General features: G+C 62.6%; 23 protein-coding genes and 2 tRNA genes. 9 read left to right on the top strand and 16 right to left on the bottom strand.

Annotated features, from left to right (window positions below; translation table 11 throughout):
• Positions 1-6: 6 nt before the first annotated feature.
• The 3 genes from infC to OXH56_04660 all read right to left on the bottom strand — a co-directional run bounded on the left by infC (position 7) and on the right by OXH56_04660 (position 4,114).
• On the bottom strand, positions 7-519 hold the full coding sequence (infC, locus tag OXH56_04670) for a translation initiation factor IF-3 (protein ID MCY3554595.1): 513 nt from the start codon (positions 517-519) through the stop codon (positions 7-9).
• Between the two features lie 31 nt (positions 520-550).
• The gene (thrS, locus tag OXH56_04665; protein MCY3554594.1) at positions 551-2,494 is read right to left on the bottom strand and encodes a threonine--tRNA ligase; all 1,944 of its coding nucleotides are present in this window, start codon (positions 2,492-2,494) and stop codon (positions 551-553) included.
• Between the two features lie 162 nt (positions 2,495-2,656).
• A complete protein-coding gene (locus tag OXH56_04660) occupies positions 2,657-4,114 on the bottom strand; it encodes a magnesium chelatase (protein MCY3554593.1) in 1,458 nt (485 codons plus the stop codon).
• A 187-nt stretch (positions 4,115-4,301) separates the two neighbouring features.
• Here OXH56_04660 and OXH56_04655 point away from each other — a divergent pair, with 187 nt between their 5' ends.
• A complete protein-coding gene (locus OXH56_04655; protein ID MCY3554592.1) occupies positions 4,302-5,249 on the top strand; it encodes a hypothetical protein in 948 nt (315 codons plus the stop codon).
• Between the two features lie 31 nt (positions 5,250-5,280).
• The gene (locus OXH56_04650) at positions 5,281-7,659 is read left to right on the top strand and encodes a PBP1A family penicillin-binding protein (GenBank protein ID MCY3554591.1); all 2,379 of its coding nucleotides are present in this window, start codon (positions 5,281-5,283) and stop codon (positions 7,657-7,659) included.
• A 58-nt stretch (positions 7,660-7,717) separates the two neighbouring features.
• Here OXH56_04650 and OXH56_04645 read toward each other — a convergent pair whose 3' ends face one another.
• Complete coding sequence (locus OXH56_04645) at positions 7,718-8,014, bottom strand: hypothetical protein (GenBank protein MCY3554590.1); 297 nt, start codon at positions 8,012-8,014, stop codon at positions 7,718-7,720.
• Between the two features lie 227 nt (positions 8,015-8,241).
• On the opposite strand from OXH56_04645, the gene OXH56_04640 reads away from it, so the two are divergent.
• The 6 genes from OXH56_04640 (at position 8,242) to OXH56_04615 (ending at position 12,712) form a co-directional block, all read left to right on the top strand.
• Positions 8,242-8,313: transfer RNA gene (locus OXH56_04640), tRNA-Gly, on the top strand.
• Between the two features lie 9 nt (positions 8,314-8,322).
• A tRNA-Cys gene (locus tag OXH56_04635) sits at positions 8,323-8,394 on the top strand.
• A gap of 232 nt (positions 8,395-8,626) precedes the next feature.
• Positions 8,627-9,679 carry a hypothetical protein gene (locus OXH56_04630; protein ID MCY3554589.1) on the top strand — a complete coding sequence of 351 codons (1,053 nt, stop codon included), beginning with the start codon at positions 8,627-8,629 and terminating at the stop codon, positions 9,677-9,679.
• A gap of 94 nt (positions 9,680-9,773) precedes the next feature.
• Complete coding sequence (locus OXH56_04625; GenBank protein ID MCY3554588.1) at positions 9,774-10,610, top strand: phytanoyl-CoA dioxygenase family protein; 837 nt, start codon at positions 9,774-9,776, stop codon at positions 10,608-10,610.
• A complete protein-coding gene (locus OXH56_04620) occupies positions 10,610-11,428 on the top strand; it encodes a glucose 1-dehydrogenase (protein MCY3554587.1) in 819 nt (272 codons plus the stop codon). Before OXH56_04625 ends, OXH56_04620 begins: the two co-directional genes overlap by 1 nt.
• Positions 11,429-11,659: 231 nt before the next feature.
• Complete coding sequence (locus OXH56_04615) at positions 11,660-12,712, top strand: outer membrane beta-barrel protein (protein ID MCY3554586.1); 1,053 nt, start codon at positions 11,660-11,662, stop codon at positions 12,710-12,712.
• Between the two features lie 32 nt (positions 12,713-12,744).
• Here OXH56_04615 and acs read toward each other — a convergent pair whose 3' ends face one another.
• The 3 genes from acs to OXH56_04600 form a co-directional block, all read right to left on the bottom strand.
• Positions 12,745-14,712, bottom strand: coding sequence for an acetate--CoA ligase (gene acs / locus OXH56_04610; GenBank protein ID MCY3554585.1), 1,968 nt, complete (start codon positions 14,710-14,712; stop codon positions 12,745-12,747).
• Between the two features lie 64 nt (positions 14,713-14,776).
• A complete protein-coding gene (locus OXH56_04605; GenBank protein MCY3554584.1) occupies positions 14,777-15,562 on the bottom strand; it encodes an SAM-dependent chlorinase/fluorinase in 786 nt (261 codons plus the stop codon).
• Between the two features lie 2 nt (positions 15,563-15,564).
• On the bottom strand, positions 15,565-16,380 hold the full coding sequence (locus tag OXH56_04600; protein MCY3554583.1) for a class I SAM-dependent methyltransferase: 816 nt from the start codon (positions 16,378-16,380) through the stop codon (positions 15,565-15,567).
• A gap of 237 nt (positions 16,381-16,617) precedes the next feature.
• Between OXH56_04600 and OXH56_04595 the strand changes: the two genes are divergently transcribed.
• Positions 16,618-17,055 carry a hypothetical protein gene (locus tag OXH56_04595; protein ID MCY3554582.1) on the top strand — a complete coding sequence of 146 codons (438 nt, stop codon included), beginning with the start codon at positions 16,618-16,620 and terminating at the stop codon, positions 17,053-17,055.
• Between the two features lie 72 nt (positions 17,056-17,127).
• Here the strand turns inward: OXH56_04595 and OXH56_04590 are convergent, their stop codons facing one another.
• The 9 genes from OXH56_04590 to OXH56_04550 all read right to left on the bottom strand — a co-directional run bounded on the left by OXH56_04590 (position 17,128) and on the right by OXH56_04550 (position 25,302).
• Positions 17,128-18,111, bottom strand: a complete 984-nt coding sequence (locus OXH56_04590) for a sugar kinase (GenBank protein ID MCY3554581.1) — start codon at positions 18,109-18,111, stop codon at positions 17,128-17,130.
• A gap of 8 nt (positions 18,112-18,119) precedes the next feature.
• Positions 18,120-18,749, bottom strand: coding sequence for an O-methyltransferase (locus OXH56_04585; protein MCY3554580.1), 630 nt, complete (start codon positions 18,747-18,749; stop codon positions 18,120-18,122).
• Positions 18,750-18,775: 26 nt separating this feature from the next.
• The gene (locus tag OXH56_04580) at positions 18,776-19,705 is read right to left on the bottom strand and encodes an MlaD family protein (protein MCY3554579.1); all 930 of its coding nucleotides are present in this window, start codon (positions 19,703-19,705) and stop codon (positions 18,776-18,778) included.
• A gap of 14 nt (positions 19,706-19,719) precedes the next feature.
• The gene (locus OXH56_04575; GenBank protein MCY3554578.1) at positions 19,720-20,496 is read right to left on the bottom strand and encodes an ABC transporter permease; all 777 of its coding nucleotides are present in this window, start codon (positions 20,494-20,496) and stop codon (positions 19,720-19,722) included.
• Between the two features lie 46 nt (positions 20,497-20,542).
• Positions 20,543-22,705: a sodium-translocating pyrophosphatase gene (locus OXH56_04570; GenBank protein ID MCY3554577.1), complete on the bottom strand. Its 2,163-nt coding sequence runs from the start codon at positions 22,703-22,705 to the stop codon at positions 20,543-20,545.
• Positions 22,706-22,824: 119 nt separating this feature from the next.
• Positions 22,825-23,565 (bottom strand): energy transducer TonB, encoded by a 741-nt coding sequence (locus tag OXH56_04565; GenBank protein ID MCY3554576.1) that lies wholly within the window; start codon positions 23,563-23,565, stop codon positions 22,825-22,827.
• Positions 23,562-24,080 (bottom strand): biopolymer transporter ExbD, encoded by a 519-nt coding sequence (locus tag OXH56_04560; GenBank protein ID MCY3554575.1) that lies wholly within the window; start codon positions 24,078-24,080, stop codon positions 23,562-23,564. The genes OXH56_04565 and OXH56_04560 overlap by 4 nt, the downstream gene beginning before the upstream one ends.
• 6 nt (positions 24,081-24,086) lie before the next feature.
• On the bottom strand, positions 24,087-24,572 hold the full coding sequence (locus tag OXH56_04555; protein ID MCY3554574.1) for a biopolymer transporter ExbD: 486 nt from the start codon (positions 24,570-24,572) through the stop codon (positions 24,087-24,089).
• A 34-nt stretch (positions 24,573-24,606) separates the two neighbouring features.
• Positions 24,607-25,302: a MotA/TolQ/ExbB proton channel family protein gene (locus OXH56_04550; protein ID MCY3554573.1), complete on the bottom strand. Its 696-nt coding sequence runs from the start codon at positions 25,300-25,302 to the stop codon at positions 24,607-24,609.
• Between the last annotated feature and the right edge of the window lie 105 nt (positions 25,303-25,407).

Genomic DNA, 25,407 nt, shown 5'->3' with positions numbered 1-25,407 from the left:
TGGTATCTACCTGGGCATGAGGACCAGCGACATGCTGCGGCCTTCCAGCCTGGGCCGCTGTTCGATGGTGCCTACGTCTTCCAGTATCTGCGCCATGTGCTCGAGCTTTCGCTGGCCCAGTTCCACATGCGTCATCTCACGGCCCCAGAACCGCACGGACACCTTGACCTTGTTCCCGTGCTTCAGGAAATCACGGGCCTGGGCGGCCCGGTACTCCAGGTCGTGTTCGCTGATCTTGGGCGTCTTGAACCGGATTTCCTTCAGTTGCGTTACGTGCTGCTTCTTGCGCGATTCCTTCACCCGCTTGCTCTGCTCGTACTTGTACTTGCCAAAGTCCATGATCTTGCAGACGGGCGGGCGGGCATCGGGCGACACTTCCACGAGGTCGAGGTCGGCGCCGGACGCAAGCTGCAGGGCCTCCCTGGTCTCCATGATGCCGACCTGCTCGCCTTCCGCGCTGATGACCCGCACCTGGGGCACGCGAATCATTCCGTTGACTCTGACGGTTCTCTTTTGAATGGCTTTCCTCCCGGATCCTAGTGCCTTCGATTCATACCGCTGCCTGGACGGTCCGGCTTGTCCGGACGGTCCGGTCGATTTCTTTCTCAATCGCGCCGATCAGGGCATCCACCGGCATGTTCCCCTGGTCACCCTTGCCGTGACGGCGTACGGACACGTCGCCAGCCTCCATCTCGCGTGCTCCGGCAATGGCCATGTAGGGGATCTTCTTCGTCTCCGCCTCGCGGATCTTGTACCCGACTTTCTCGTTTCTCACGTCCGTCTCGACCCAGAATCCGGCGTCTTCGAGCCTGCGCGCCACACCGCGGACGTACTCGGTCTGGTGTTCCGAAATCCCGATCACGATGACCTGGACCGGCGCGAGCCAGGTCGGGAACGCACCGGCGCAGTGTTCGATGTACACGCCGAGGAACCGTTCCAGGCTGCCGAGCATGGCACGGTGGATCAGCACCGGGCGGGCGGGCTTTCCGGTTTCGGTAATGTATTCGAGATTGAAGAGTTCCGGCATGTTGAAATCAAGCTGGCACGTACCCAGTTGCCAGGGGCGCTGCAGGGCGTCCTTCACGAAGAAATCCACTTTCGGTCCGTAGAAGGCCGCTTCGCCGGGCGACACTTCGTAAGCGACACCCAGGTCGTCCAGCACGCTGGCCAGGGTCTCCTCCGAGTGATCCCAGATCTCGTCGGAACCGGCGCGTTTGTCCGAGCGCGTGGACAGGTAGATGCCGATGTCGTCGAAGCCCAGCATGGTGTAAGCATCCGACAGCATCTTGATGAAATCATTGACCTCGTCGCCGATCTGCTCGGGGCGGCAGTAGATGTGGGCGTCGTCCTGCGCGAAGGAGCGCACCCGCATCAGGCCGGCCGTCACCCCGGAACGTTCGTGCCGGTGCAACCGGGCGAAATCGGCGTACCGGACGGGCAGATCGCGGTAGGAATGATGGCCTGCCGCGTACATGAGGCAGTGGCTGGGACAGTTCATCGGCTTAGGCGCGTATTCCCGGTCGTCGGCGTTTATGGTGAACATCTCGTCCCAGAAATGCTCGTAGTGGCCGGAGGTCTTCCACAGGTCGGCTTCGTAGATCAGCGGCGTGATGACTTCGTCGTACCCATACTTCTTATACAGTTCGCGCACATAGTCGGTCAGGGTGTTGTAAACCCGGGCGCCTTTCGGGAAGAAGAAGGGCGACGCCGGCGAAGAGGGGTGGAACATGAACAGCTCGAGTTGCCTGCCCAGCTTGCGGTGGTCCCGCCGTTCGGCCTCTGCGCGCCGTTCCAGGTACTCGTCCAGGTCCTTTTTGCGGGGATAGGACACGCCGTATATCCGCTGCAGGCTCTGGTTGTTCTCGTCCCCGTGCCAGTAGGCGGCCGCGACGTTGAGCAGCTTGAAGGCCTTGATCTTTCCGGTCGACGGGATGTGCGGGCCCCGGCAGAGGTCGATAAAATCTCCCTGCTCGTAGATGCTGATCACTTCGTCCGCGGCGAGGTCGTCGATCATCTCGACCTTGTAGGACTCGCCCCGGTCGTTGAACAAGGCGCGGGCATCCTCGCGGGAGAGCTCGTGGCGCCGGATGGGCATGTCCGCCCGGGACAGCTCGACCATACGGCCTTCGATGCGCTCGAGATCATCGGTCGTGAACGGCTCCGGCATGTCGAAGTCGTAATAGAATCCCTCATCGATCGGCGGACCGATGGTGAGTTGCGCTTCGGGGAACAGCTCCTTGGTGGCCTGGGCCATCAGGTGCGTCGTGCTGTGCCAGTACACTTCCCGGCCCTCGGGATTGCTGAAAGTCAGCACCTCAAGGGAAGCGTCCCCGTCCAGCCGGTGGTCCAGGTCGACCTGGGCGCCGTCGATCTTGGCCGCGAGCGCAGCCTTGCCCAGTCCGGGACCAATGCGCGCCACCGCGTCCATAACCGTAGATCCCTGCTCCATTTCGAAGTGCCCGCCGTCGGGAAGTGTGATCCTGACGTTTTTCAATGACTGACTCCCGGTTTACTCCACAACGTATGCCAGGCTGGCCCAGGCTGGGCCAAGCTGGACCGCCCGGTTAAGCAAGGCCCTTCTACCTACCGGACAAACAGGAAAAAATATAACGCGCGCCTGTATTTGTCAATAGATTTACCATGCCTGAAAATCCCCTCATTGTTCGAACAGGCTGCCCATCATATCGCTGTAGGAACGCCGGCCGTCGGCGACGTTCTTGCTGATCCTCGAATGCTGGTGCAGACCCTCGAGCAGGAACTCCATGGCAACGGAAAGTTCCGCCCGGTTTTCCGTCCGGACGTGCCGGCCCGCCAGCTTCCGCAACCCGTCGACGCCGTTCAGCGCGCTATAATAGGATCTGTCGTCCATGGTGTCCGAAATCTCGACTGTCTGTCCTTCTTCGAACCAGGCGAGGACTTCCTGGTAGCACGCGTCGCGTTCATCATCCTCGCCGAAGGCCGCGGGGAAATAGTGCCCGAAGACCTCCTTCACGGCCCGGCCGATCAGCGCCTCGGCCACTTTGACTTCGCCTTCCTGCTCGCCCTCGTACACGAGTTCCAGCTTACCCGTCATCGCCGGGATCACGGCGGACAGGTCGCACATGCGGGGCACGACAGACCGCTTGCCCAGCAGGATGCATCGCTTCTCGACCTGGCTCACCAGGTTCTCCATGGCGGCGATGGTCATGCGCGTGCTTACGCCGGAGGTCTGGTCGATGAACTCGCTGCTCCGGGCCTGGAAGGCGATCTCCTCCACTGTTTCACGCAGAAACGGCGGCATGTCGACCCGCACGCCGCCGGGCCGCTCGGTCCAGGCCTCCTGGTCGGTGATGGCCATGGCGTATTCGCGGCTGACGGGATAGTGGGTCAGAATCTGCGAATCGATCCGGTCCTTGAGCGGGGTGATGATAGTGCCGCGGTTGGTATAGTCTTCCGGGTTCGCCGAGAAGACGATCATAACGTCCAGAGGGATCCGCACCGGGAATCCCCGGATCTGGATGTCTTTCTCCTCCATGATGTTCAATAGGCCGACCTGGATGCGGGGCTGGAGATCGGGCAGTTCGTTTACGGCGAAAACGCCCCGGTTCATCCTCGGGATGATGCCGAAATGGATCACGCCTTCGTGGGCGTAGTGAAGCCGCTGGGAGGCCGCTTTGATGGGATCGATGTCGCCGATCAGATCGGATATGGTCACGTCGGGCGTGGCGAGCTTCTCGCCGTACCGCCGCGACCGGCCGATCCATTCGATGGGGGTGTCGTCCCCGTGTTCGGACACGAGGTCCCGGGCGCGCCGGCTGACGGGCGCGTAGGGCGAACTGTTGATTTCGCATCCCGCGATCACGGGCAGGTACTCGTCGAGCAGCGTGACCAGGGCTCTCAGGATACGGGTCTTCGCCTGTCCCCGCAACCCGAGGAGAATGAAGTCGTGCCGGGAAAGGATCGCGTTGACCAGTTCGGGGATGACGGTCTTGTCATAACCGACGATGCCGGGAAAGACCTGCTCGCCGCGGGCAAGCTTGACCATCAGATTGTCCCGCATTTCGTCCTTGACGGTCCGTTGCGGATATCCCATGCCGCGCAGCGCACCGATGGTCGTGGCAGCGGTGTAGTCCATGTGCTCCCGGGCGTCCGAAAATGGATGGATTCGAGGGGAGGATCCGTGGCGTGGATTTCCCTTCCGACAGTCGACGGATTCTATCCCGCGAGGCCCGTCCTGTCAACCTTTTTTTGGCTTCTTCCGGCGGCCGCCGACGCGCCTTTTCCTTTGACTTGGGCGGGTTTGTTGGCTATGTTGAAAGGTCATGAAGAACGTGATCCACGCAGCGCTCACCGCGTCGCTGGCCGTCGCGCTGGTTGCCGTGGGCCTGGTCGAATTGCGCTGGCATGTCATCGAACGGTTTGTCGGCGCGTACATGGACGCCCGCAACGATTCCCGGGACCGGTTGGAGCGGTTCGTCGACCAGGAGAGCCGGACCAACCAGGCGCTGGAGACGGCGAACGAGTTGATTGAACAGCGCAGCCAGTTCACGCTGGACGAAGGAGAGGATCCGGGCCGGCCGGAAGCCGGGTTCGCGCCGCCGTCCGACGTCGTCCGGCTGGATCGCGGGCAGAAGCTGATCATGACCCGGGACCGTTTCCTGGCCATGCCCGAATGGCTGACCGGCGCGGACAGTCCTCCCGGGACGCGTACCGCGGCCCGGACCGGCTTCAGGCCCTATGAGCCGGTGGTCACGCCCGTTGCCGTGGGACCGGATGAGCCGGCCGACACGCCTGTTGCCACGGAGGCGGATTCACTTTCCCGGTCACAGGCGGCCTTCGAACCCGATTCCCTTACAGCCTGGACGCGCACGGTCGTTATCCGCCCGGGGTGGATTCGCCGGGGCGAGGTCTACATGGTGGACGACGAAAACTACATCCTGCACCGCATGCCCATATCGGCCGGGCAATTCGATCTCATCGACGCATACGCATCGGCGTCCGAGGGACGGATGCACGAAGACATGGAGCACGTGTACGAGGCCGGGGTGTTCTTCGACACGCTGCGCAGCCTGGACATGGAAATGCGGGACGAAATCATCGATCCGATCCGGTTCAGGGACCTGGAAGAGACCGCGCAGCGGGTAGGGGTATCGGAGAACCAGCGGATCATCCAGATCGAACGGCTGGTCGACGGCCGGATCGCCGTGGTCACCATACCGGTGTCCGCGGACCTGTTCGTGGAACTGTACGTAGCGCTCGGAGCGCTTTGATCCGTCCACAGCGGACGGACCGGGATAGGCGATGGACGATTTAAGAGAACACCGGGAAACCCCGATCGCGCGGTCATTCAGATATATCAGGCGTGTGATATACGCCGGATTCGGCTTGCTGTTCTTCGGCGCGTTCGTGGCCGTCGTGCTGTTCTACCTCACCGTGCCGTCCATTCCCCGCCTTCCGGACGACCTGAACGACATCTTCGGACGGATGACCCGGATCTATGCCAAGGACCAGGAGGGCAATCCCCGCCTGGTACATACCCTGGGCGGCCATCGCCGGGTCGCGCTGGAAGAAATCGCGCCGGTGTTCCGGGACGCGATCATCGCCACCGAAGACGCCGATTTCTTCCATCATCGGGGCGTGGACAAACCCGGCATCATCCGGGCCTTCGTGACCAATCTCCGCGAGGGCCAGATCCTGGGGCAGGGCGCGAGCACGATCACCCAGCAACTGGCGCGCCACCTCTTCTTCACCCGCGAGAAGGTATGGATCCGCAAGATCCGCGAAGCCATGGCCTCCATGCAGATCGAGGCGAGGTTCAGCAAAGACGAAATCCTGTCCGCCTACTGCAACAACATGTATTTCGGCGCCGACGCCTACGGCGTGGAAGAGGCCGCGCAACGGTTCTTCAGCAAGCGCGCGAGCGAGCTCACACTCGGCGAATCGGCACTGCTCGCCGGGCTGGTCCAGCGGCCGAGCGATTACAACCCCTACTATCGCATGGACCGTGCGCTCAGCCGCAGGGAGACCGTGTTCCGCCGCATGATAGACAACGGGTACATCACGGAGGAAGATGCCGCGCTGGCCCGGGAGCAGGAGATCACGCTGAAGGGGACGAGTATCGGTCCGGCCAGGGGTCCTTACTACCTCGATTACGTCGAAGACCTCCTGATCCGCCGCTTCGGCAGCAACCTGGTCTTCAACGGCGGGCTCACCGTGCACATCGCCATGGACCTGGACCTGCAGGAACTCGCCGAGGAGACCATCAGCAACCGGATGGCCTACGTGGATTCGCTGGTCGGCGACCCGACCTACGGAACGGCCACGGCGGAAGAGCGGAAGCAGGCGCTCGAGGCGGCCCTGGTCGCCGTCGACACGCGCACCGGAGCGGTACGGGCGCTGGCCGGGGGCCGCGACTACACGGCGAGCGAATTCAACCGGGCCGTCGAAAGCAACCGGCAACCGGGGTCCGGCTTCAAGCCGGTCGTCTACCTGGCGGCGCTGGACCACCTGGGATATTCTGCCAATACGGTCGTGGTGGACGAGCCCGTGGCCTATACCACCGAACTGGGGGATCTCTGGGAACCGCAGAACTTCACCCGGGAGTACGAAGGACCCGTCATCCTTAAACGCGCTTTCATGCGTTCGATCAACGTGGTCTCCGCGAAACTGGTCAGTGAGGTCGGTCCCTCGACGGTCATCGAGTATGCCCGCCGCCTGGGGATAACCAGCCCGCTGGAGCCCATACTCTCCCTGGCGCTGGGTACCAACGGCGTCTCGCCGCTGGAGATGGCTTCCGCCTACTCCGTGTTCGCCACGGGCGGGATCTACCACAGGCCCTACGTCATCACCCGCGTGGAAGATTCCGAGGGCAGGGTGATCGAGGAAACCGAACCGGAATCGCGTCGCGTGATCAGTGAGCAATCCGCGTACCTGATGCTCGACCTCCTGCGCGGTGTCATAATTGGCGGCACGGGGGTCGGCGCACGCTACAGATATGGCTTCACGGCCCCGAGCGGCGGTAAAACGGGGACTTCAAGCGAATCCAGGGACGTCTGGTTCAACGGATTTACGAAGGACCTTGCGACCTCCGTCTGGGTGGGATACGACGATGCCCGGCCCCTCCTGTCCATCGTGGAAGACGAGGAGATTACCGGCGCTTCGGGCGCCATACCCGTCTGGGCGCCCTTCATGAAACAGGCCGCGGAACTGCAGGAGCAGCGTGAAGTCCAGGCGGCGATGGCGGCGGCCGATACCGCGGACGGACGGCTGGCCGTTCTACCGGCCGAAGGCATCGGCATTGAGGACGGCGGACCGGAAGCCGGGGATGAAACGACCTCAGACGAGGAAGTGAAACCTCCTCCGGCTTTCCCCATGCCGCTGGGCATCGAGAAGATCCGCGTCGACTTCCGCACGGGCCGGCTGTCCCGGGACCTGGAACGCTCCCTGGTCGTGACCGTACGGGGCACGAATCCCAGGGTAAGGACGGAGATGATCCCATCGGGCGGAGCCGCAACCGAAGAGACAGGATTGCTGGAGCCAGGCGGACCAGCAGACAGGACAGCACCCGAAGAGACCGGATCCGGCGGACCGGGCGGAAGGGACGAACCAGGCGGACCAGGCGGGCCAGGCGGACCAGGCGGGCCAGGCGGACCAGGCGGACCAGGCGGACCGGTTGATTAACAGGGCTGGCGTTCGATGTTCGTGGGTCTACGCGGGAGGTCAATTCCCGTGCGGGTGCTCAGGCCCGGAACTCAGGCCCGGACCGGTTGCGGTCTATCGCATCCCGGACCGCGGGAATCAGGAATACGTTTTCCAGGGGAAATTCGGAGAAGGCGCGGCCGAGGAGGTTGATCCGGCCGTCGGTATCGAGCCGCTTGTTGATGACGATATGGTACCTGCCACGGTACCGGCACAGCCCGCCGTCGCCGTCCAGCTTGCCGTAGCGGACCCGGATCGACATCCGTTCCGCCAGGTCTTCGAATTCCTGCAATAGGGTCGTACTGTCCATGGCGCACACGAAGGCAAGACGATCCACTGTAGCTCGCCGGTCCTGGAAAGTCCCTTAGAAGCCGCGGATCGGACTCCGACTCGCACGTCGCTGTTACAGGACGCTTTAATGAGTCGTAACATATATCGGTTGCCTTCACGGGTCAAGTCCCGATGTCCCGATACGGGGGAACAAAACACTTGACACCGGGCGACCGGATCAAGATATTTCCGGGGAAGTTTGCAGTACGGTTTTCGAAGGTTTGCGTGTTATCAGCGGGAGTAGCTCAGCGGTAGAGCATCACCTTGCCAAGGTGAGGGTCGCGGGTTCAAGCCCCGTCTCCCGCCTTCGGACGTGGCGGCATAGCCAAGTGGCTAAGGCACGGGACTGCAAATCCTCGATCGCCGGTTCGAATCCGGCTGCCGCCTTGCAACTTCCAACTCCCCAATCCAATCTGCAATCGATCGTGGCCTGGCTTCCCGGAAACACCTCGTTTTCCGGCCATCGCGCTGCGTGCTTACACGTGGTTGGTCCATGCGATGCCAGGGGCGCCGACGGGCCCGTCATTCCTTCTTGCACCCCCCGAAACCCCACAGTATAATAGCCATCGAACAGGCCATCGCTCCGACCGGATACAGCTAGCATCGAGACACGGGAATCATGGCGAAAATCGAATGGGTCCGGCGCATCTACGAAGACGGCTGGCACAACGCCTTTACGGATTTCCAGTTCTTCAAGGGCCGGTACTACATCTGCTTCCGCAACGGCCTTTCCCACGTGAGTCCCGACGGGAAGGCAGTAGTTATCGCCAGCGACGACCTGGTGGACTGGCATCGGGCGGGCGTGCCGGTCAACACCACAGGCGATGACCGGGACCCCCATATGGTCGCGACCGAAGACCGACTGTTCTTATACGCCGGAAACGTCACCCGCCCTGACCCGGTGCAGCACGGCGATGAGGGGCCGCGCCTCATACGGTCCGTTTGTTCATTCAGCGAAGACGGCGAGGCTTGGACGGAACCCCGGCAGGTGTACCGGGACGGGTACTGGCTCTGGGGCATCGGGCGAGGAAACAACCGGTTCTACGGGCTCGCCTATGGAAACGAACCGGCGGAATGGAACCGAAAACCGACAGAGCTACACCTGTTGCAGTCTGCGGACGGGCTGGACTGGGAATGGGTGTCCGTGGTCACGCGAAACGGCAGTGAAGCCACCTTTCGCATCACCGACACCGGTACCATGCGAATCGCCATCCGCGGCGGCGACGAAAAGCGATTCACCCTGGCCTCCGCGGAACCTCCGTACACGGACTGGCGGCTCCAGGACATGGGGTACGTGATCCCTGCGCCCCGGCTCGTGGTGGCCGGCGGACGGGAATACGTCATCGGACGGCAGCACATGCGCGAGCCAGGCGGTCGAGGCGGAGCGGGCAGACCAGGCGGTCGAGGCGGGCGAGGCGGACCAGGCGAGGCGGGCGATGCCGATGACCCCGGGCGGATCGTCGAACGGCGCACAAGCATCTGGCGGGTGGAAGAGGACGGCGTCGTCCACATGCTGGACCTGCCCTCGGGCGGCGATACGTCCTACGTCGGCGCGGTGCAGCATGAAGACGGCGCCCTGCTGCTGAGCTACTACTCGCAGCACGAGGTGGAAACGGGCGAGAAGCACTTTCTCTATCCGGCGAACATCTACCTGGCCAAGGTCAGACTGTAGGTCGGGAACCGGACCGTACGTCCGAAGTGTTACCGTCGCGCGCCCGAAAATCGTCCGCGATTCTTGCTCCCCGTAACAAAAACCAGGAGTAGCCATGGCACTGAGCGCCATCCAGACCGGCGAACGGTTCACCGACGAAGAGACCGATCAAATCCGCAGTTGCTTACAGCGGGACGGCTACTACGCCTTCGGCCGGTTGATGGAAGACGAAGAGGTGGAGACCCTGCGGGCGGACATGCAGCGTAAGTGGGACGATCCCCGCATGCACGAACCGGCGCGGGACCAGATCCGCGGTACCAGCCTGATGCGCATGTTCGAGTATTCCTATGCTTTCCGCGACCTCATCGTGCGAGAACCGTTCGCGAGCCTGGCAGAGGCCATTCTCGGCGACGACTGCCACTGCATGTCACAGAACGCGCTTTACACGCCGCCCAATCCAAAGGCGGTCGAGGACGGTCCCGGAGGATGGCACCTGGACGACCTGGTCCATTTCCCCCTGCCGGACGGCGTACCGCGCCACGACTCCGCCGTGCCTCCGCCCTGTTTCGTCCTGCAGATTTTCACGCCGCTGACCGATGTGGAGGAGGTGCGTTACGGTCCCACGCAGGTCGTTCCCGGCAGCCATTTAGCGGGACGCCAGCCGCACCTGCCCCATGAGCAGGACCGGCCCACATTCGACGGACAGGGACCTCACTCCTTCCTCGTCCGGAAGGGCGACGCCTACATGTTCAACAACCAGATCTGGCACCGCGGAGCGCCGAACGCGTCGGACCGCACCAGGCTGATGGCCGGCGTCACGTACAGCAAGCGGTTCATCGCTCAGAAATACTACCCCTTCATCGACTACCGCATGCCCGATCACGTTTGGGCCGAGGCGTCGCCCCGCCTGCAGCGCATGCTGGGACGCCACAGCAAAGGAGCGTACGGCTGATGGCTGATTCATCGACAGAGTCCGCAGGGTCCGATCAATCCGGGCTATCAGGACGGTCCGAACGGGTCAATCGGTCCGCGGAATTCTCGGGACGCACCGCCCTGGTGACCGGCGGTTCCCGGGGGATCGGAAGGTCCACGTGCCGCATGCTGGCGGAACAGGGCGCCCGGGTGGCGATCAACTACGCGCGCAACGAGGAAGCGGCAAGAGCGTCCCTCGCCATGGTAGAGGAGGCCGGCACGGAAGGCATGATCGTACAGGCCGACGTATCATCGGAGGCCGACGTGAACCGGATGGCCGCGGAAGTACGGGCGCGCCTGGGACCCGTAGACCTGCTGGTCAATAACGCGGGGATCGCGAAGAACCAGCCCCATTCGGAACTCGCCTTCGCGGACTGGAAACGCATGTTCGAGGTGAACGTGGACGGGGTGTTCCTCGCGACCTGGGCGGTGAAGGACGAAATGATCGAACGCGGATTCGGCCGCATCGTCAACGTGGCATCGCTCGCCGGCATCATCCTGAAGAAGGACATGATCCACTACGCCACGACCAAGGCGGCGGTCATCTCCCTCACGCGGCACTGCGCAGAGGCCTTCGCGCCCCATAACGTCCGCGTGAACTGCGTGGCGCCGGGGCTGACCGATACCGACCTGGCCGGATCGGGCAACCCGGGCATGATCGACCGGCTCATTGCTTCCACGCCCATGGGCCGAATAGCCCAGCCCGGGGAAATGGCCTCGGTGATCCGGTTCCTGCTTTCGGAAGACTCAAGCTTCGTGACCGGCCAGACCGTCACGGCCTGCGGCGGCCGGAGCTGAGCGGCGGGTGTCCCGGAGTGCAAAGCCGAAACGGCAGCGGTGAGATTACATATATAAATGGTAAGGATAAGATACACCGACTCTTTTTCCTTGAAACCTCCTGGGTGGAGAGCTTAAATTTGTTAAGTAGTTCCCGTTCATAAGGTACACCGGCACGCTCAAAGCCCAATCCTGCTCGAAACAGTCCTGTTGTGCAGGTTTCTTGCGGGAGCGTGTAACCTGCGACCATCTATGACAACCCGGAAGATGACGGCGCACACTCTTCTCCCAAGACGCCAGAACGGCTACGCCCGGACAAGCAACAGCGATCAGGACCTCTCTTCGCAGACGAATACTGTCTGGAAAAGCGACTGTCCCGTATATCGCCTCTTTGTCGCTGCCCTTGTCATTCTGGCAGCCTGCACCACTACGCCGAGCTGGGCTCAGGAGGCGCCGGGCTTCTATCTCGGCAGCGGTCTGGGCGCAAATTTCGCCCCGGCGGTAAATCTGGCTGGAAAGGACAACGATCACAGCATGGGCAGCGGATGCGACGAGTTCATCAATCCAAACGCCACACAGTACGACTTCTGCAACCTCGGAAACCGGGGGGATAGCTGGAACAACCGCTTTGACGGTGCCGCCGGGATACTGGCGAACGCTGTCGTAGGCTATCGCCTGCGAAACCGACTCCGTCTTGAAGTCGAGTACTTCTATCGGGATTCGGAATACGATCAGACTGACCCGGTGCTCGGCGGAGGCGGCTCAATTGCGGACAAACTTGCCGCTGAGCTTCAACGGGCTGAACTCCGGGTCGGCAGCATCACCTCGCACAATCTGTTTGGCAACTTCTACTTCGACTTTCCGAATCGCAGTCGCTTCACCCCATACATAGGCCTCGGGATCGGTGGTGGGTTCGCAGACATGGACTTTGGCGCGCTTTGGGCGCGGAATCTCAATCCTGCCCATATCACGTCGGTCGAAGGCAAGTTCAGCGAAGACGACACCGAAGCGATTCAATCCAGACTGGCGGGAACGACTACAAGCGCACAGACCGAGTTGAATGATACGCTGTTGGGATTCCAGGTTCTGTTGGGGGTGAATCGCGCGCTGACCGATGCGGTTTCACTGGATGTCAGGGGACGCTGGACCAACTTCAGCTCATTCCACGACAGCGATTCCTATGAGCGTCTGCGTAGCCACGAGTCCAACCTGCGCGTTGACGGCAGCGCACCGGTGGAATACCAGCAATCCACGGATGATACCGAACTATTCGGGATCAACGTAGCGATCAGGTATCAATTCTAGCGTCCGGGATTGATACGTCTGGATATCCTGACCTACCTGTTTTCGATCAACTGGTCCACCACGGCCGGGTCCGCCAGCGTGGTCGTATCGCCGATCTGGTCCAGCTCGTTGGTGGCGATCTTCCGCAGGATGCGGCGCATGATCTTGCCGGAACGCGTCTTGGGCAGGGCCGGCGCCCAGTGGATCACGTCGGGCGTGGCGATGGGACCGATGATCGAGCGCACCTGCTTCTTCAGGTCGCCGCGCAAGTCTTCCGTGTATTCCTCACCCACGTTCAGCGTCACGTAGGCGTATATCCCCTGCCCCTTGATCTCGTGGGGGAACCCAACCACGGCCGCTTCGGCCACCGAGCCGTGGGCCACCAGGGCGCTTTCCACCTCGGCCGTGCCCATCCGGTGGCCGGAGACGTTGATGACGTCGTCCACCCGGCCCGTGATCCAGTAGTATCCGTCCTCGTCCCTTCGGCAGCCGTCCCCGGTAAAGTAATACCCCTTGTACTGCTGAAAGTAGGTTTCCTCGAACCGCTGGTGGTCTCCGTAAACGGTGCGCATCTGCCCGGGCCAGGGCTCCCGGATGGCCAGCACGCCCATGATGCCGTTGCCTTCGAGTTCTCTTCCGCTCTCGCCGTCCAGCAGCACGGGCTTCACGCCGAAGAAGGGCAGGGTGGCGGAACCCGGCTTGGTAGGGATGGCGCCTGGAAGCGGGGTGATCATGATCCCGCCGGTCTCGGTCTGCCACCACGTGTCTACGATCGGGCACCGCTCCTTGCCCACGTTCACGTGGTACCACCGCCAGGCCTCGGGATTGATCGGTTCTCCCACCGTGCCCAGGAGCTGGAGTGTGGGCATAGGATGGCGTGCCGGCCAGTCTTCGCCTTCCCGTGCCAGCGCCCGGATGGCGGTCGGCGCCGTGTAGAACTGGTTGACGCCGTACTTCTCGATGATCTCCCAGCACCGGTCGGGCGCCGGGTAGGTCGGAATGCCCTCGAACATGATCGTCGTGGCGCCGTTGCCCAGGGGGCCGTAGATGATATAGGAATGTCCCGTGACCCAACCGATGTCCGCGCCGCAGAAGTAGATGTCGCCCTCGTGGTAATCGAAGACGTAGCGGTGGGTGACGCCGGTATAGACCATGTATCCACCCACGGTATGCTGCACGCCCTTCGGCTTGCCCGTGGACCCGGAGGTGTAGAGAATGAACAGGGGATCCTCGGCGTCCATCTCCTCGCACGGACAGTCGGCGTCGGCCCCGGCCATCAGGTCATGCCACCAGAAGTCCCGTACTTCCTGCATGGGAAACTGAAAGTCCGGATCGTCCTTGACCCGGTCGACCACGATGCAGGTAGTGACCGGCTCGCCCATCTCCTTTTCCGCCGAAGCCATGGCTTCGTCCGCCACCGGCTTCATGAAGACCGGCTTGTCGCCGCGATGGGTCCCGTTGGCGGTGATGACCGTCTTGCAGGTCGAATCCACGATGCGGTCCGACAGCGAATCGGCCGAGAACCCGCCGAACACGATGGAATGGACCGCGCCGATCCGGGCACAGGCCAGCATGGCGACGGCCAGTTCGGGGATCATGGGGAGGTAGATCGATACCCTGTCGCCCTTCCCGACGCCCCGCGACTTGAGCACGTTGGCGAACTTGCAGACCTGCTCGTGCAGTTCCCGGTAGGTGAGGTGCGCGTCCTCGCCCGGCTCGTTGCCTTCCCAGATGATGGCCTTCTGGTCGCCGCGCGTCTCGAGATGGCGGTCGATGCAGTTATGCACGATGTTCGTCTTGCCGCCTTCAAACCACTTGATGGACACGGGACCCTTCCGCATATCGTAGTTATAGGATCGGATCCGGTCCCACTTCCTGAACCAGTGGAACGATTCCGCCTTCTCGGCCCAGAAGGCCTCCGGGTCGGCGACGGAACGCTCGTATTCCCGCCGGTATTCTTCCAGGCTCTTCAGGTGTGCCTTGTTGCGAAAGGTCTCATTGGGCTGATACAGGTCGGACATGTTCGGTCTCCGGTCTTCAGTTTAGGCTTGCGGGTGATGCCTGTCTTCGAGCGTAGTTGACTGCCTACTCCACTTCCACGTCCACGCGGTCTCCGGTCGACGCGCCCAGTGTCTCGGCCGCGCTGCCGCCGTTGACGGCGATCTCGAGCAGTCCCGCGCTGTCCAGGATCGCCAGGGACGCGCCGGAGGCGGCTTCGTCGTAGGATATGCTGACGCGGTCCAGCGCCAGGTCGGCCAGCCGGATCCGGAATCGCTTCCCCCGGGTCTTTTCCAGGAAGAGGGAATCGCCGATATCCGTTATTATATTGCCATACCGGTCGATATGCAATACGCGACCGGTGATCCCGCCTTCGTGCACCGCGGGTTCGGTGACCGTTCCGGTAACGTAATCGTCGATCTCGGGTCCGAAGTCCGAAACGGGCGCGCCGAGGGCGAGATGGGCGGCCACGGGCGCGAAGACGTCCCGTCCGTGGAACGTGTTGCTGATTTCCGGCAGCATGAAACGGGGCTCGGTCACTGAAACGACCCGGAGATCCGTCTCCTTCGCGTACACGTGGGCGAAAAGGCCGTTGTCCGGTCCCACGAACCGGTACTTGGGCGTTTCCACGACCAGGGCCCGCCGCGCGCCGCCTACACCCGGGTCGACCACCGCCAGGTGCACCGTGCCGTTCGGGAAGTACGAATAGGCGGTGCGCAGGACGAAGGCGCCTTCTTGGATCCTCTGGGGCGCGATCCCGTGGGACAGGTCCACGATCCGGGCCTCCGGGCAGACCCCCAGGATGACCCCCTTCATGGTGCCCACAAAGGCGTCGCTGAGGCCGAAGTCGGTAAGCAGCGTGATCACGGACATGGCTAAGCCGGTTTCTCGTCGCGGGATGCGGCATCCGTGGGCGATTTCGATCGGCCCACCAGAATGTTTCGGGGGGCGTCGCCGGTGACCGGTCGGCCGTCGAAATCACCGTAGGTATGCGTGACCATCAGTCCGGCGCGGTCCATCATGGCTTCGAGCTCATCCAGGGTATACATCCGGACGGACTCGTCGTAGCTTCTCTCCGCCCCGTCTTCCCTGATCCGCACCTGTTTGTTGATGCGCACGTGCCCGCCCGCCGTTGACGGGTCTCCGGTGATCCAGCGCCGCTGCTCGACTTCCATGCCTTCCACGGTGCGACGGTCCGACGGAACGAGCGTGGAGATCACGTATGCGCGGTTCAGGTAGTCCATGAGGAAACGTCCGCCGGGACGCAGCGCCCGCGATATGGCTTCGAGGACCCGGGCATTCTCGCTGTCCTCTCGGAAATAGCCGAAACTGGTGAAAAAGTTCACCACGAGATCGTATGCGCGGACCGCGGGCGGGTCGCGCATGTCGCCCTGGATGAACGTGATGTCCAGCCCCTCGTCCGCCGTACGGTGCCGCGCCCGTTCCAGCAGTTCTTCCGACAGGTCGAGCCCGGTAACCCTGAAGCCGCGCCGGGTGAGCTCCAGGCTGTGCCGCCCGTCGCCGCAACCCAGGTCCAGCACCTCGCACGTATGAGGCACGTCCAGTTTATCCACGAGGAAATCGACCTGCCGCCGCGCCTCCTCGTCGTTCCGGTGGGGATATACCCGCAGGTAGTCGTAACGAAAGGCGGTCTTGTACCAATCGGACGCCGGACTGTGGTGAGTAGCCATATCCATCCATGGGTTTTCGGGTGCTTGAATCGACGAGTTTCAATATACAGCACATGGGGTTCCCGTCAATCCGCGAATACCGGTCCGCCCCGTGCCGCATGGTCCGCCCGGTTCGCCCGGTCCGCCCCGTGCCGTAGCGCTTTCTATTGACAACAGGTACTCATACGTTTAGTTTTACCACGTCGACTCACGGCCGTGGCGCCAGGTACTCCGGCCCGGCCCTGACTGGAGCATGACATGGCAGACAAAGACAGGCGAGCGAACGGTTCCGCGAAGCGGGCAAACGGTTCCGCGAAGCGGGCAAACGGTTCCGCGGCGGACGACGCGGAATTCGAGAAATTGCTCGAAGAAATGGACGAACTGGGACGGCAGGCCGACGCCCTGCGTGCGAAGGTGAACCACCTCATCGACGAGATGCGGGAGAACGATGTTCCGGCGGACGATGAGGCGGACGATGAAGCGGGCGACGGAGCGGACAGCGTCGCGGTAGACGAGGAATCGAACGGCGTCGCGGTAGACGAGGAATCGAATGGCGTCGCGGTAGACGAGGAATCAAACGGTGTCGCGGTGAAAGAGGGCAGCGCCGCGGACAACGAGGGCAGCACCGTGGACGACGAGGGCAGCGCATCAGACGTCGAAGCGACCGATGAGGACGGTGAACTGGAAGCTACGTGATTCCGCCAGCCTGCCTGGCCGTGCGCATAAGCTGACGTAGCCTCGCGTTCCCTCACGTAGCCTCACGTTCCCTCACGTAGCCTCACTTAACCCCTCATACACGCCGAAAGCCTCTTCCCGTGTCGGAATCGAGTAGGTCGCCCCACGGCCGCGGACTTTGAGACCCGCCATGACGACACCCAGCCGGGCGGATTCGACGGCGTCCATACCGTGGGTCATTCCGTAGAGCAGGCCGCCGTTGAACACGTCCCCGGCCCCCGAGGTGTCGGACACGCGCTCAGGGACGTAGGCCGGGATTTCGTGGATTCCGTCGTCCAGACCCAGCAAGGCGCCTTCCGCGCCGCACTTCACCGCGACCATGGCCACGCCCCGCTCACGGGCCCATTCGATCACCGCGCGGGCGTCCTCTGTTCCGAAGAGCGACGCGCTCTCCTCAGGCGCGCTGGGCAGGAGGATGTCCACGTGGGGGATGATCTCGTCCAGGGCGTCCCGGGCTTCCTCCAGGGACCACAGGCCGAGTCTCAGGTTGGTATCGAATGCGGTCGTGACGTTGTGCTCGCGCGCGATCCGGAAGGCCTCCAGCACGGCCGCCCGGCTGCTCTGCGAAATGGCCTGGGTGATGCCGCTGGCATAGACGACCTTCGCGCTGCCGATGTAGTCCGGGTCGATGTCGGCCGGCTCGAGGAAGCTCGCGGCGCTGCCCGCACGGTAGTAGGTGAACTCCCGTTCGCCGCCGGGAAGAATGGAGATGAAGTAGAGGCCGTTGGGCCGGTCGAGGGGCGTGGCGCAACGCAGGTCGATGCCCTCAGACCGCCACGCTTCGGTCAGGAAGTCCTGGAAAGGATCGTTGCCCACGTGGGTGACGTACCCGGTCTTTGCGCCGAGGCGGGAGGCCGCTACGAGCATGTTCATCGTGTCGCCGGCGAAGGTGCGGGTATAGGTGTCGGTCGTGGCGAGGGGACCTTCGCAGAACATCTCGATCATGCATTCGCCGATCGAGATGATGTCCAGTTCTGGCGGCCCAGGCGGCCCAGGCGGCCTTTCGGATATCCGCACGGCGGATCCTACCTCTTCAGGCTTACGGCCACGCCGTCCCTTAAGGGGATGATCGTCGTCCAGACCTCGCCGGTGCCGTAGGCCTTCCGGTTGTATTCCTGGATGGCCGAGGTCCAGCGGTCGTCGGACGGTTCGGTCACGCGGCCGCTCCAGAGCACGTTGTCGGTGATCAGCAGGCCGCCCGGCCGGACGCGCGGCAGCGCCAGGTCAAACACGCGGGGATAGTCGTGCTTGTCCACGTCGTTGAAGATCAGGTCGAAGCTGCCCTCGGTCTGCTCGAGCAGTTCCAACGCGTCGCCCACCTGGATCACGACGCGGTCCGCCACGCCGGCGCGCTCGATGAACTTCCGGGCCTGCGCGGCGTTCTGCTCGCTGCCGTCGGTGTAGTAGACCCGGCCTTCCGGCCCCACCGCCCGGGCGAGCCAGATGGTCGAATAGCCGATGGCCGAGCCCATCTCGAAAACGCGTTTGGCGCCGCTCAGCACGGCCATCTGGTGCAGCACGCGGCCGACCAGCGGGCCGACGATGGGGATCCGCTCCGCCTGCGCCTTCTCTTCCATCTCGGCCAGCACCTCGTCCCTGTCGGGCATCAACTCCGTCAGGTAGCCGTCCAGCGCTTCCGAAAGTACGTTGGGCATGGGGTTGTTGCTCCTGTTTTCAGACATCAGAATATCTCGACAGTCACGTACCGGCCGGGATTGGATTTGAGATCAACGACGAGTTCATCGAGACTGGTCACCAGCCGGTCCATTTTTCCGGCCACGCGGACCGCGTCTTCATACAGCCTTTCATCCTGAAGCAGTTTCCCTATCGTGCCTTCGCCCCGGTCGATCCGCGTGAGGATATTACCGAGCGCCGTGGTCGTGCTTTGCAGTTCGTCCATCATGGAACTCAGCCGACCCGAAGTGTCTTCCAGATTGTCCAGCGTGCTGGATACCTTGGACCGCTCGGTCTCGCTCAGGTCCCTCACGTTGGTCACCAGCGAGTCCATATTCGCCATGACCCGGTTGATCTGGCCGCTCTCCCGTTTCAGGGTCTCCCGCAGTTCGATGGTCAGGTCATGCACGCCGGAGATACTGCTCTTGATTGACTTTTCACGCTCGGGGTCCAGGAGGATGTTGGCGTTCTTGAGCAGGTTGCGCATGTTTACAGTGACGGAATCGACCTGCGTAAACATGTCGGAAATCCCCGGTGCGGCCGTTCCCTCGATCGTGCCGCCCGGCGGCACCATCACCGCGCTGACCCCCTTGCGGATGTTGATGGATTTCTCGCCCATGACGCTGCGCGAGATCACCTCTACCTGTGAGTCCTCGGGGATTTCGTAGGGCTCGTCGACACGCAGGGTGATAATGGGCGACATGTCGTCGAGCGTCACGGCCTCCACCTTGCCGATACGCACGCCGCCTACGAGGATCGGGTCGGAGGACTTGACCCCGACGGCGCTGCTCAGGCGCACGTCGACGAGGTAGGTATCCCCCGTTACCCGCCACTCTTTCAGATAGAACAGACCCCAGACGAAAATGATGATCGCCAGGAGGAAGACCATGCCCAGTTTCGCCTCGTCGGGCAGCAGGCTGTTTTTTGTGTACGTCACGTCACACCCCCGGTTTACAATATCGTCCTGGCCAGCAGGTAGTCCAGGCACAGGATCAGAATGCACGAGACCACCACGGTGTTGGTGGTCGCCTTGCCCACGCCTTCGGCGCCCGAACCCGGTTTCACCTTGAAACCCTGGTAGCAGGCGACCGTGGTGATCGTTATCCCGAAGCAGAAGGCCTTGGACAGCCCGAAGAAGGCGTCCTGGGTCCGGAAGAACTCCCGCATCCCCCGCTCGAAATCCGGGATGCTCACCCCCATCCGGTCGATGGCCGCGACCATGCCGGAAAGCGTGCCGATCAGGTCGGCGAAGACCACGAGGACCGGCAACATGAACATGCCCGCGATGATGCGGGGGATCGCCAGGTAGACGATGGGGTTCATGGCCATCACCTCGTAGGCGTCGATCTGCTCGGTCACCCGCATCGTACCGAGTTCCGCCGCGATGGTGGCGCCCACCCGTCCCGACAGCACCAGGGCGCCCAGGACCGGCGCGAGTTCGAGCACCACCGATGACAGGACGACGCTGCCCACCAGGTAGGCAGGTACGTATCCCTGGAACTGGTAACCGGTCTGCACCGCGGTCACCAGACCGGCGAAGAAGGCAATGATCAGGACGATCGGCATGGAGTGGATGCCGATCTCGAACATCTGGTGGACCATCAACCCCCAGTACGTCCGGATCTTCGGAAGGTTACGGACGACTTCGACCATCATCATGCCGAAGTCGCCGATATTCGTCAGCGCCCAGAGGACGCGCCTGCCAAGGAAGGAGAGAAAAGCGGTCATAGTCGGCTAAAGGGCCACGCGGGTACAGGATAACGCCATCACGCGGCTACAGCGCGATGAGCGGGGCGATGACCAGGGAAACCACCGACATCAGCTTGATCAGGATGTTCAGCGACGGGCCGGACGTGTCCTTGAATGGATCGCCGACCGTGTCTCCCACGACGGCGGCCTTGTGGGCCTCCGATCCCTTCTCGTAACGCACACCGTCGATGGTCAGTCCCTCTTCGATCATCTTCTTGGCGTTGTCCCACGCGCCGCCCGCGTTGGCCTGGAAGATCGCCATCAGCACGCCGCACACGGTGACGCCGGCCAGCAGGCCGCCCAGGGTCTCCGGGCCGAAGACGAATCCCACGACGACGGGTGTCAATACGGCCAGCAGGCCGGGAAGGACCATGCGGCGGATGGCCGCCTTGGTGGAGATCTCGACACACCGGGCGTACTCCGGCTTGCCGCTCGCCGCCTCGAAGACTTCCCGGTCCTCCTGGGACCAGTCCCCTTCGTCCACCCCGTCGTTCTTCTTCATCACCGACAGCGCGTTCTTGAGTTCCGGGATGGCGTTAAACTGGCGCCGGACCTCCTCGATCATGGCCATGGCCGCCTGGCCCACGGCGTTCATGGCGAGGGCGGAGAAGAGGAAGGGCAGCATGCCTCCTACGAAGAGCCCCGCCATGACGCGGGGATTGGCGATGTCGATGCTCGAAATGCCCACCTGCACCATGTAGGCCGCGAAGAGCGCCAGCGCGGTCAGGGCCGCGGAGCCGATGGCGAATCCCTTGCCGATGGCCGCAGTCGTGTTGCCCACCGCGTCGAGCTTGTCGGTCCGCTGCCGGACCTCGGGGGGCAGCTCCGCCATCTCGGCCACGCCGCCCGCGTTGTCGGAAATGGGGCCGTAGGCGTCCACCGCCAGCTGGATGCCCGTGTTGGACAGCATGCCCAGGGCCGCCATGGCGATCCCGTAGAGCCCGGCAAAGTAGTAGGCGCCTATGATGCCGGCGGCGATGATCAGGATGGGGATGGCCGTGGACCGCATGCCGATGCCCAGGCCGGCGATGATGTTGGTCGCGGTGCCCGTCACGGACTGCCGCGATATGGACGTGACCGGACCCGTATGGGTGCCCGTGTAGTGTTCGGTAATAAGGCCGATGCCGAGACCGGCCAGCAGGCCGATGGTAGCCGCGATGAAAACGCCCAGGCTGGTGTAGGTCTCGCCGCCCAGGGTGAAGTCGCCGGGCAGGAGGTAGTCGATGAGCAGGTACATGACGGCGACCATGATGGCCGATGAGCCGAATTCGCCCTTGTTCAGGCCGGACTGGGGATTGCCGCCCTCCTTGACCGAGACCATGAAGGTGCCGAGAATCGAGATGATGATGCCCGCGCCCGCGATGATGAGGGGCAGGGTAATGAAGACCGGATCGTAGACGCCCGCCACGAGAATGCCGGCGCCCAGCACCATGGAACCGAGGATGGAGCCCACGTAGGACTCGAAGAGGTCGGCGCCCATACCCGCCACGTCGCCCACGTTGTCGCCCACGTTATCGGCGATGGAGGCAGGATTAAGGGGATGGTCCTCGGGAATGCCGGCCTCCACCTTGCCCACCAGGTCGGCGCCCACGTCGGCCGCCTTGGTGTAGATGCCCCCGCCCACGCGGGCGAAAAGGGCGATGGACGAAGCGCCCAGTGAGAAGCCGGAGATGACGTTCAGCACGCGGCCGATACCCGACTCGTCGATTCCGAAAAGCCCCGTGTAGAGGATGAACAGGCCGCCGAGTCCCAGGACACCCAGACCCACCACGTTCAGACCCATGACCGACCCGCCGGCAAAGGCCACGTGCAGCGCCTGGGCCAGTCCGGACCGCGCCGCGTGGGTCGTCCGCGTATTGGCCCGTACGGCCACGCGCATGCCCAGGAATCCGGCCAGACCGGAAGCCAGGGCGCCGGTGACGAAGGACAGGGCGATGAGGGCGCTGGACTCGACCTTGCCCATGTTCGCCACGGCCAGCAACACGGCCACGACCACGACGAAGATAGCCAGGACCCGGTACTCCGCCTTGAGGAAGGCCATGGCGCCTTCGGAAATGCTGGCGCCGATGGCTTTCATCCTGTCCGTCCCCTCATCCTGCCCGTTGATCCAGGCCGCCCTCCAGACAGCGTAGATCATTCCCAGCAGGCCCGCGACGATCACACCGTACATCAACTCGTTCTCGATCATGTCCCTTTACCTTCTCCCTTGAAACCTGTCTGCCCTGATGACTACACACACAGAGGGCGGGTCAGAAACCCGCCCTCTGCAGCTAACGTTCAACAGTTCTGTACCGCGGCATCGCGAGATCAGCGGAGCTTGAAATCGACCGGCTGCGCTACCCATACGGCCACCGGCCGGTTGTTCTGAATGGCCGGGGTATACACCCACTGCCGCACGGCCTCGAGTGCCGATTCATCTAGACCCGCGCCGATGCCCCGCACCAACAATGCGTCACGGACCTTGCCTTCCTTGTCGACCAGGATCTTGATATAGACTCTTCCCTCGATCCCCGCCTTGCGGGCCAGTTCAGGATACTCGGGCTGAACCTGGTATACCGGTGCCGGAGGCGTCTCGTGGGGCGTAAACGCATCGGGCGGAGGCAGAGCCTCATCCTCGATGACGATGTTCTCCTCCTCCGGCGCCTCGATGATGATGTTCTCCTCCTCGATGTCCTGGATCACCGGGGCGATCTGCTGGCTCATCTCGGTCTGGGTGGCGATCGTCATCTCGGCGGACACCTCGGCGTCATCCACGGGCTCGGGTATACCGATCACCGGCCTGGAAGGCGCTTCCACCGGTACTTCCAGCATTTCCGGCGCGTCGGTCAGCGCCGGGGGCGGCCCCAGGTCGGCGTAATCCAGGATCCGCGTCGCGTAGACCCGGCTCTGCTCCTGGTACCACCAGACGCCCCAGTAGGTCCCCAGGGCCAGCGCGTGGATGATCACGGCCGCCACAATGCCCCGCTTCGCGTTCCGCTGGTAGAAGAACTTCATGGGGGATTCTTTCTTCAGGGGAAAATGTTCGATGCTGAGCAGCGAACCCATCATGAGCCAAACACCTCCTCGAACTTATCCTGCTCCAGGACCGTGATGCTGAACCGGTCGATGGCGCCCAACTGAAGTTCGTCCATGACGTTGACCATCTGTTCGTAGGGACTCGTGCGCTGGATCATCACCAGGGTCACCAGCTTGGATTCGCCGTCGTGCAGATCGGCGTTCTCCACTTCCTTCTCCTTGATGAATTCCTGGACGTCATCCAGCGTCAACTCCTCCGGCGTCATGTCCCGGCCGATCTGCCAGAACATGCGATCGTCGTCCAGCATGTAAATCAGCAGCACGTTCGATTCCGCGATCTCGACCTTGTCGTCCTTGTCGGGCGGAATGTTGAGCTCCATGGTCTGCGGCGCCCTGAAAACCGTGGTGACCATGAAGAAGATGAGCAGGAGGAATGCGATGTCCACCATGGGCGTCATGTCGATGAAAACCTGGTTGCGAGGCTTTTTCTTCTTAGCGCCTTCCTTATTCCTGTCGCTGGCTTTCTGAGTGCCCTGGACGGCTGCCATGTGCCATCACCTCCTTACCAGGTCTTGGTTGACCGGCCTCAAGCTGGTCGGCTCGTCGCCCGAGGTTTCCGTATCGTCCTCGAAGTTCGTGACCAGGTTGAACCGGGTGTTGTTCGTTTTCTGGAGGATCTCCATCATGTCGCTGATGACGCCGAACTCGGCGTCCTTGTGCGCCTTGATGGCGATACGCAGACGGGGGTTCCTGATGCGCGCCTCCACCAGCGCATTCTCCATTTCCGACATCTCGATCCCAACTTCGGGCTGGGGTTCCAGCCGCCAGAACAACTCGTTTCCCGGCTTCGGTCCGACGGTCAGGATCACCACGTCCGATTCGGGCAACTTGATGGCCGAATGGGACTCCGGAAGCAGGATGTGAATCGATTCGGGGGCCTTGAACTGCGTCGTGGCCATGAAGAAGATGAGCAGCAGGAAGGCGATATCCACCATCGGCGTCATGTCGATAAAGACCGGCTTGTGTTTTCCGTGCGCCATATCAAAGACTCCTTAACGCCTTAAAGCCGTCCGATTAGGCCCGGCCGGTAAGAATTGCCAGGACTTCCTGAGCCACTTCGTCCACGGCGTAGGTGAACATGTCCACCTTGTTGACGAAGTAGTTGTACGCTACGATACCCATGATGGCCGCGGCCAGGCCGCCTGCCGTATTGATCAGCGCCTCGGAGATACCCAGCGCGAGCTGAATGGCGTCCGGCGCGCCTTCGTTGGCCATGGCGGCGAAGGCCCGGATCATACCGATCGTCGTCCCGAGCAGCCCCACCAGGGTGGCGATGGTCGCGATGGTCTGCAGCGCGATCAGGTTGCGTTCGAGCAGCGGGGTCTCGAGGGCGTTGGCCTCGTCGAAGGCCCGCTTGATCTCCTGCACCTGCCGGTCGCTCGTCAGGTTCTCCTCGGAGATGGAATCGAAACGCTCGAGACCGGCGCGCAGCACGTTGGCCATGGTGCCCTGCTGCGAATTGCACAGGTTGACCGCACGCTTGATGTCGTTGTTGCGGATCGCGGCCATGGCGTCCTTGAGAAAAGCCACCTGCGGCCGCTTGCCGCGGGCTTTCTTCAGCGTCAGCGAACGCTCGATGATGAAGGTGATGTCCAGCATGGTGAGCACCATGAGGCCGATGACAACATATCCGCCGTCCTTTACGAACTGTGGCAGAAAGAACTCGAAGATAATCCATGAAACAATAAAGCAAAGGACGATGATGATCATGATAAAGGCGCCTGGCCGCATATCAGATTCTCCTTAGACTTTGTACAGTTGCGATCGTGAACGTAGCAGCGAAACAATCATCTCTGGTGTGATATAATCCCTGCC

The sequence above is a fragment of the Gemmatimonadota bacterium genome (assembly GCA_026702745.1).
In the GTDB taxonomy this organism is placed as follows: Bacteria; JAAXHH01; JAAXHH01; order JAAXHH01; family JAAXHH01; genus JAAXHH01.
This window is presented reverse-complemented; position numbering and strand designations above follow the sequence as displayed.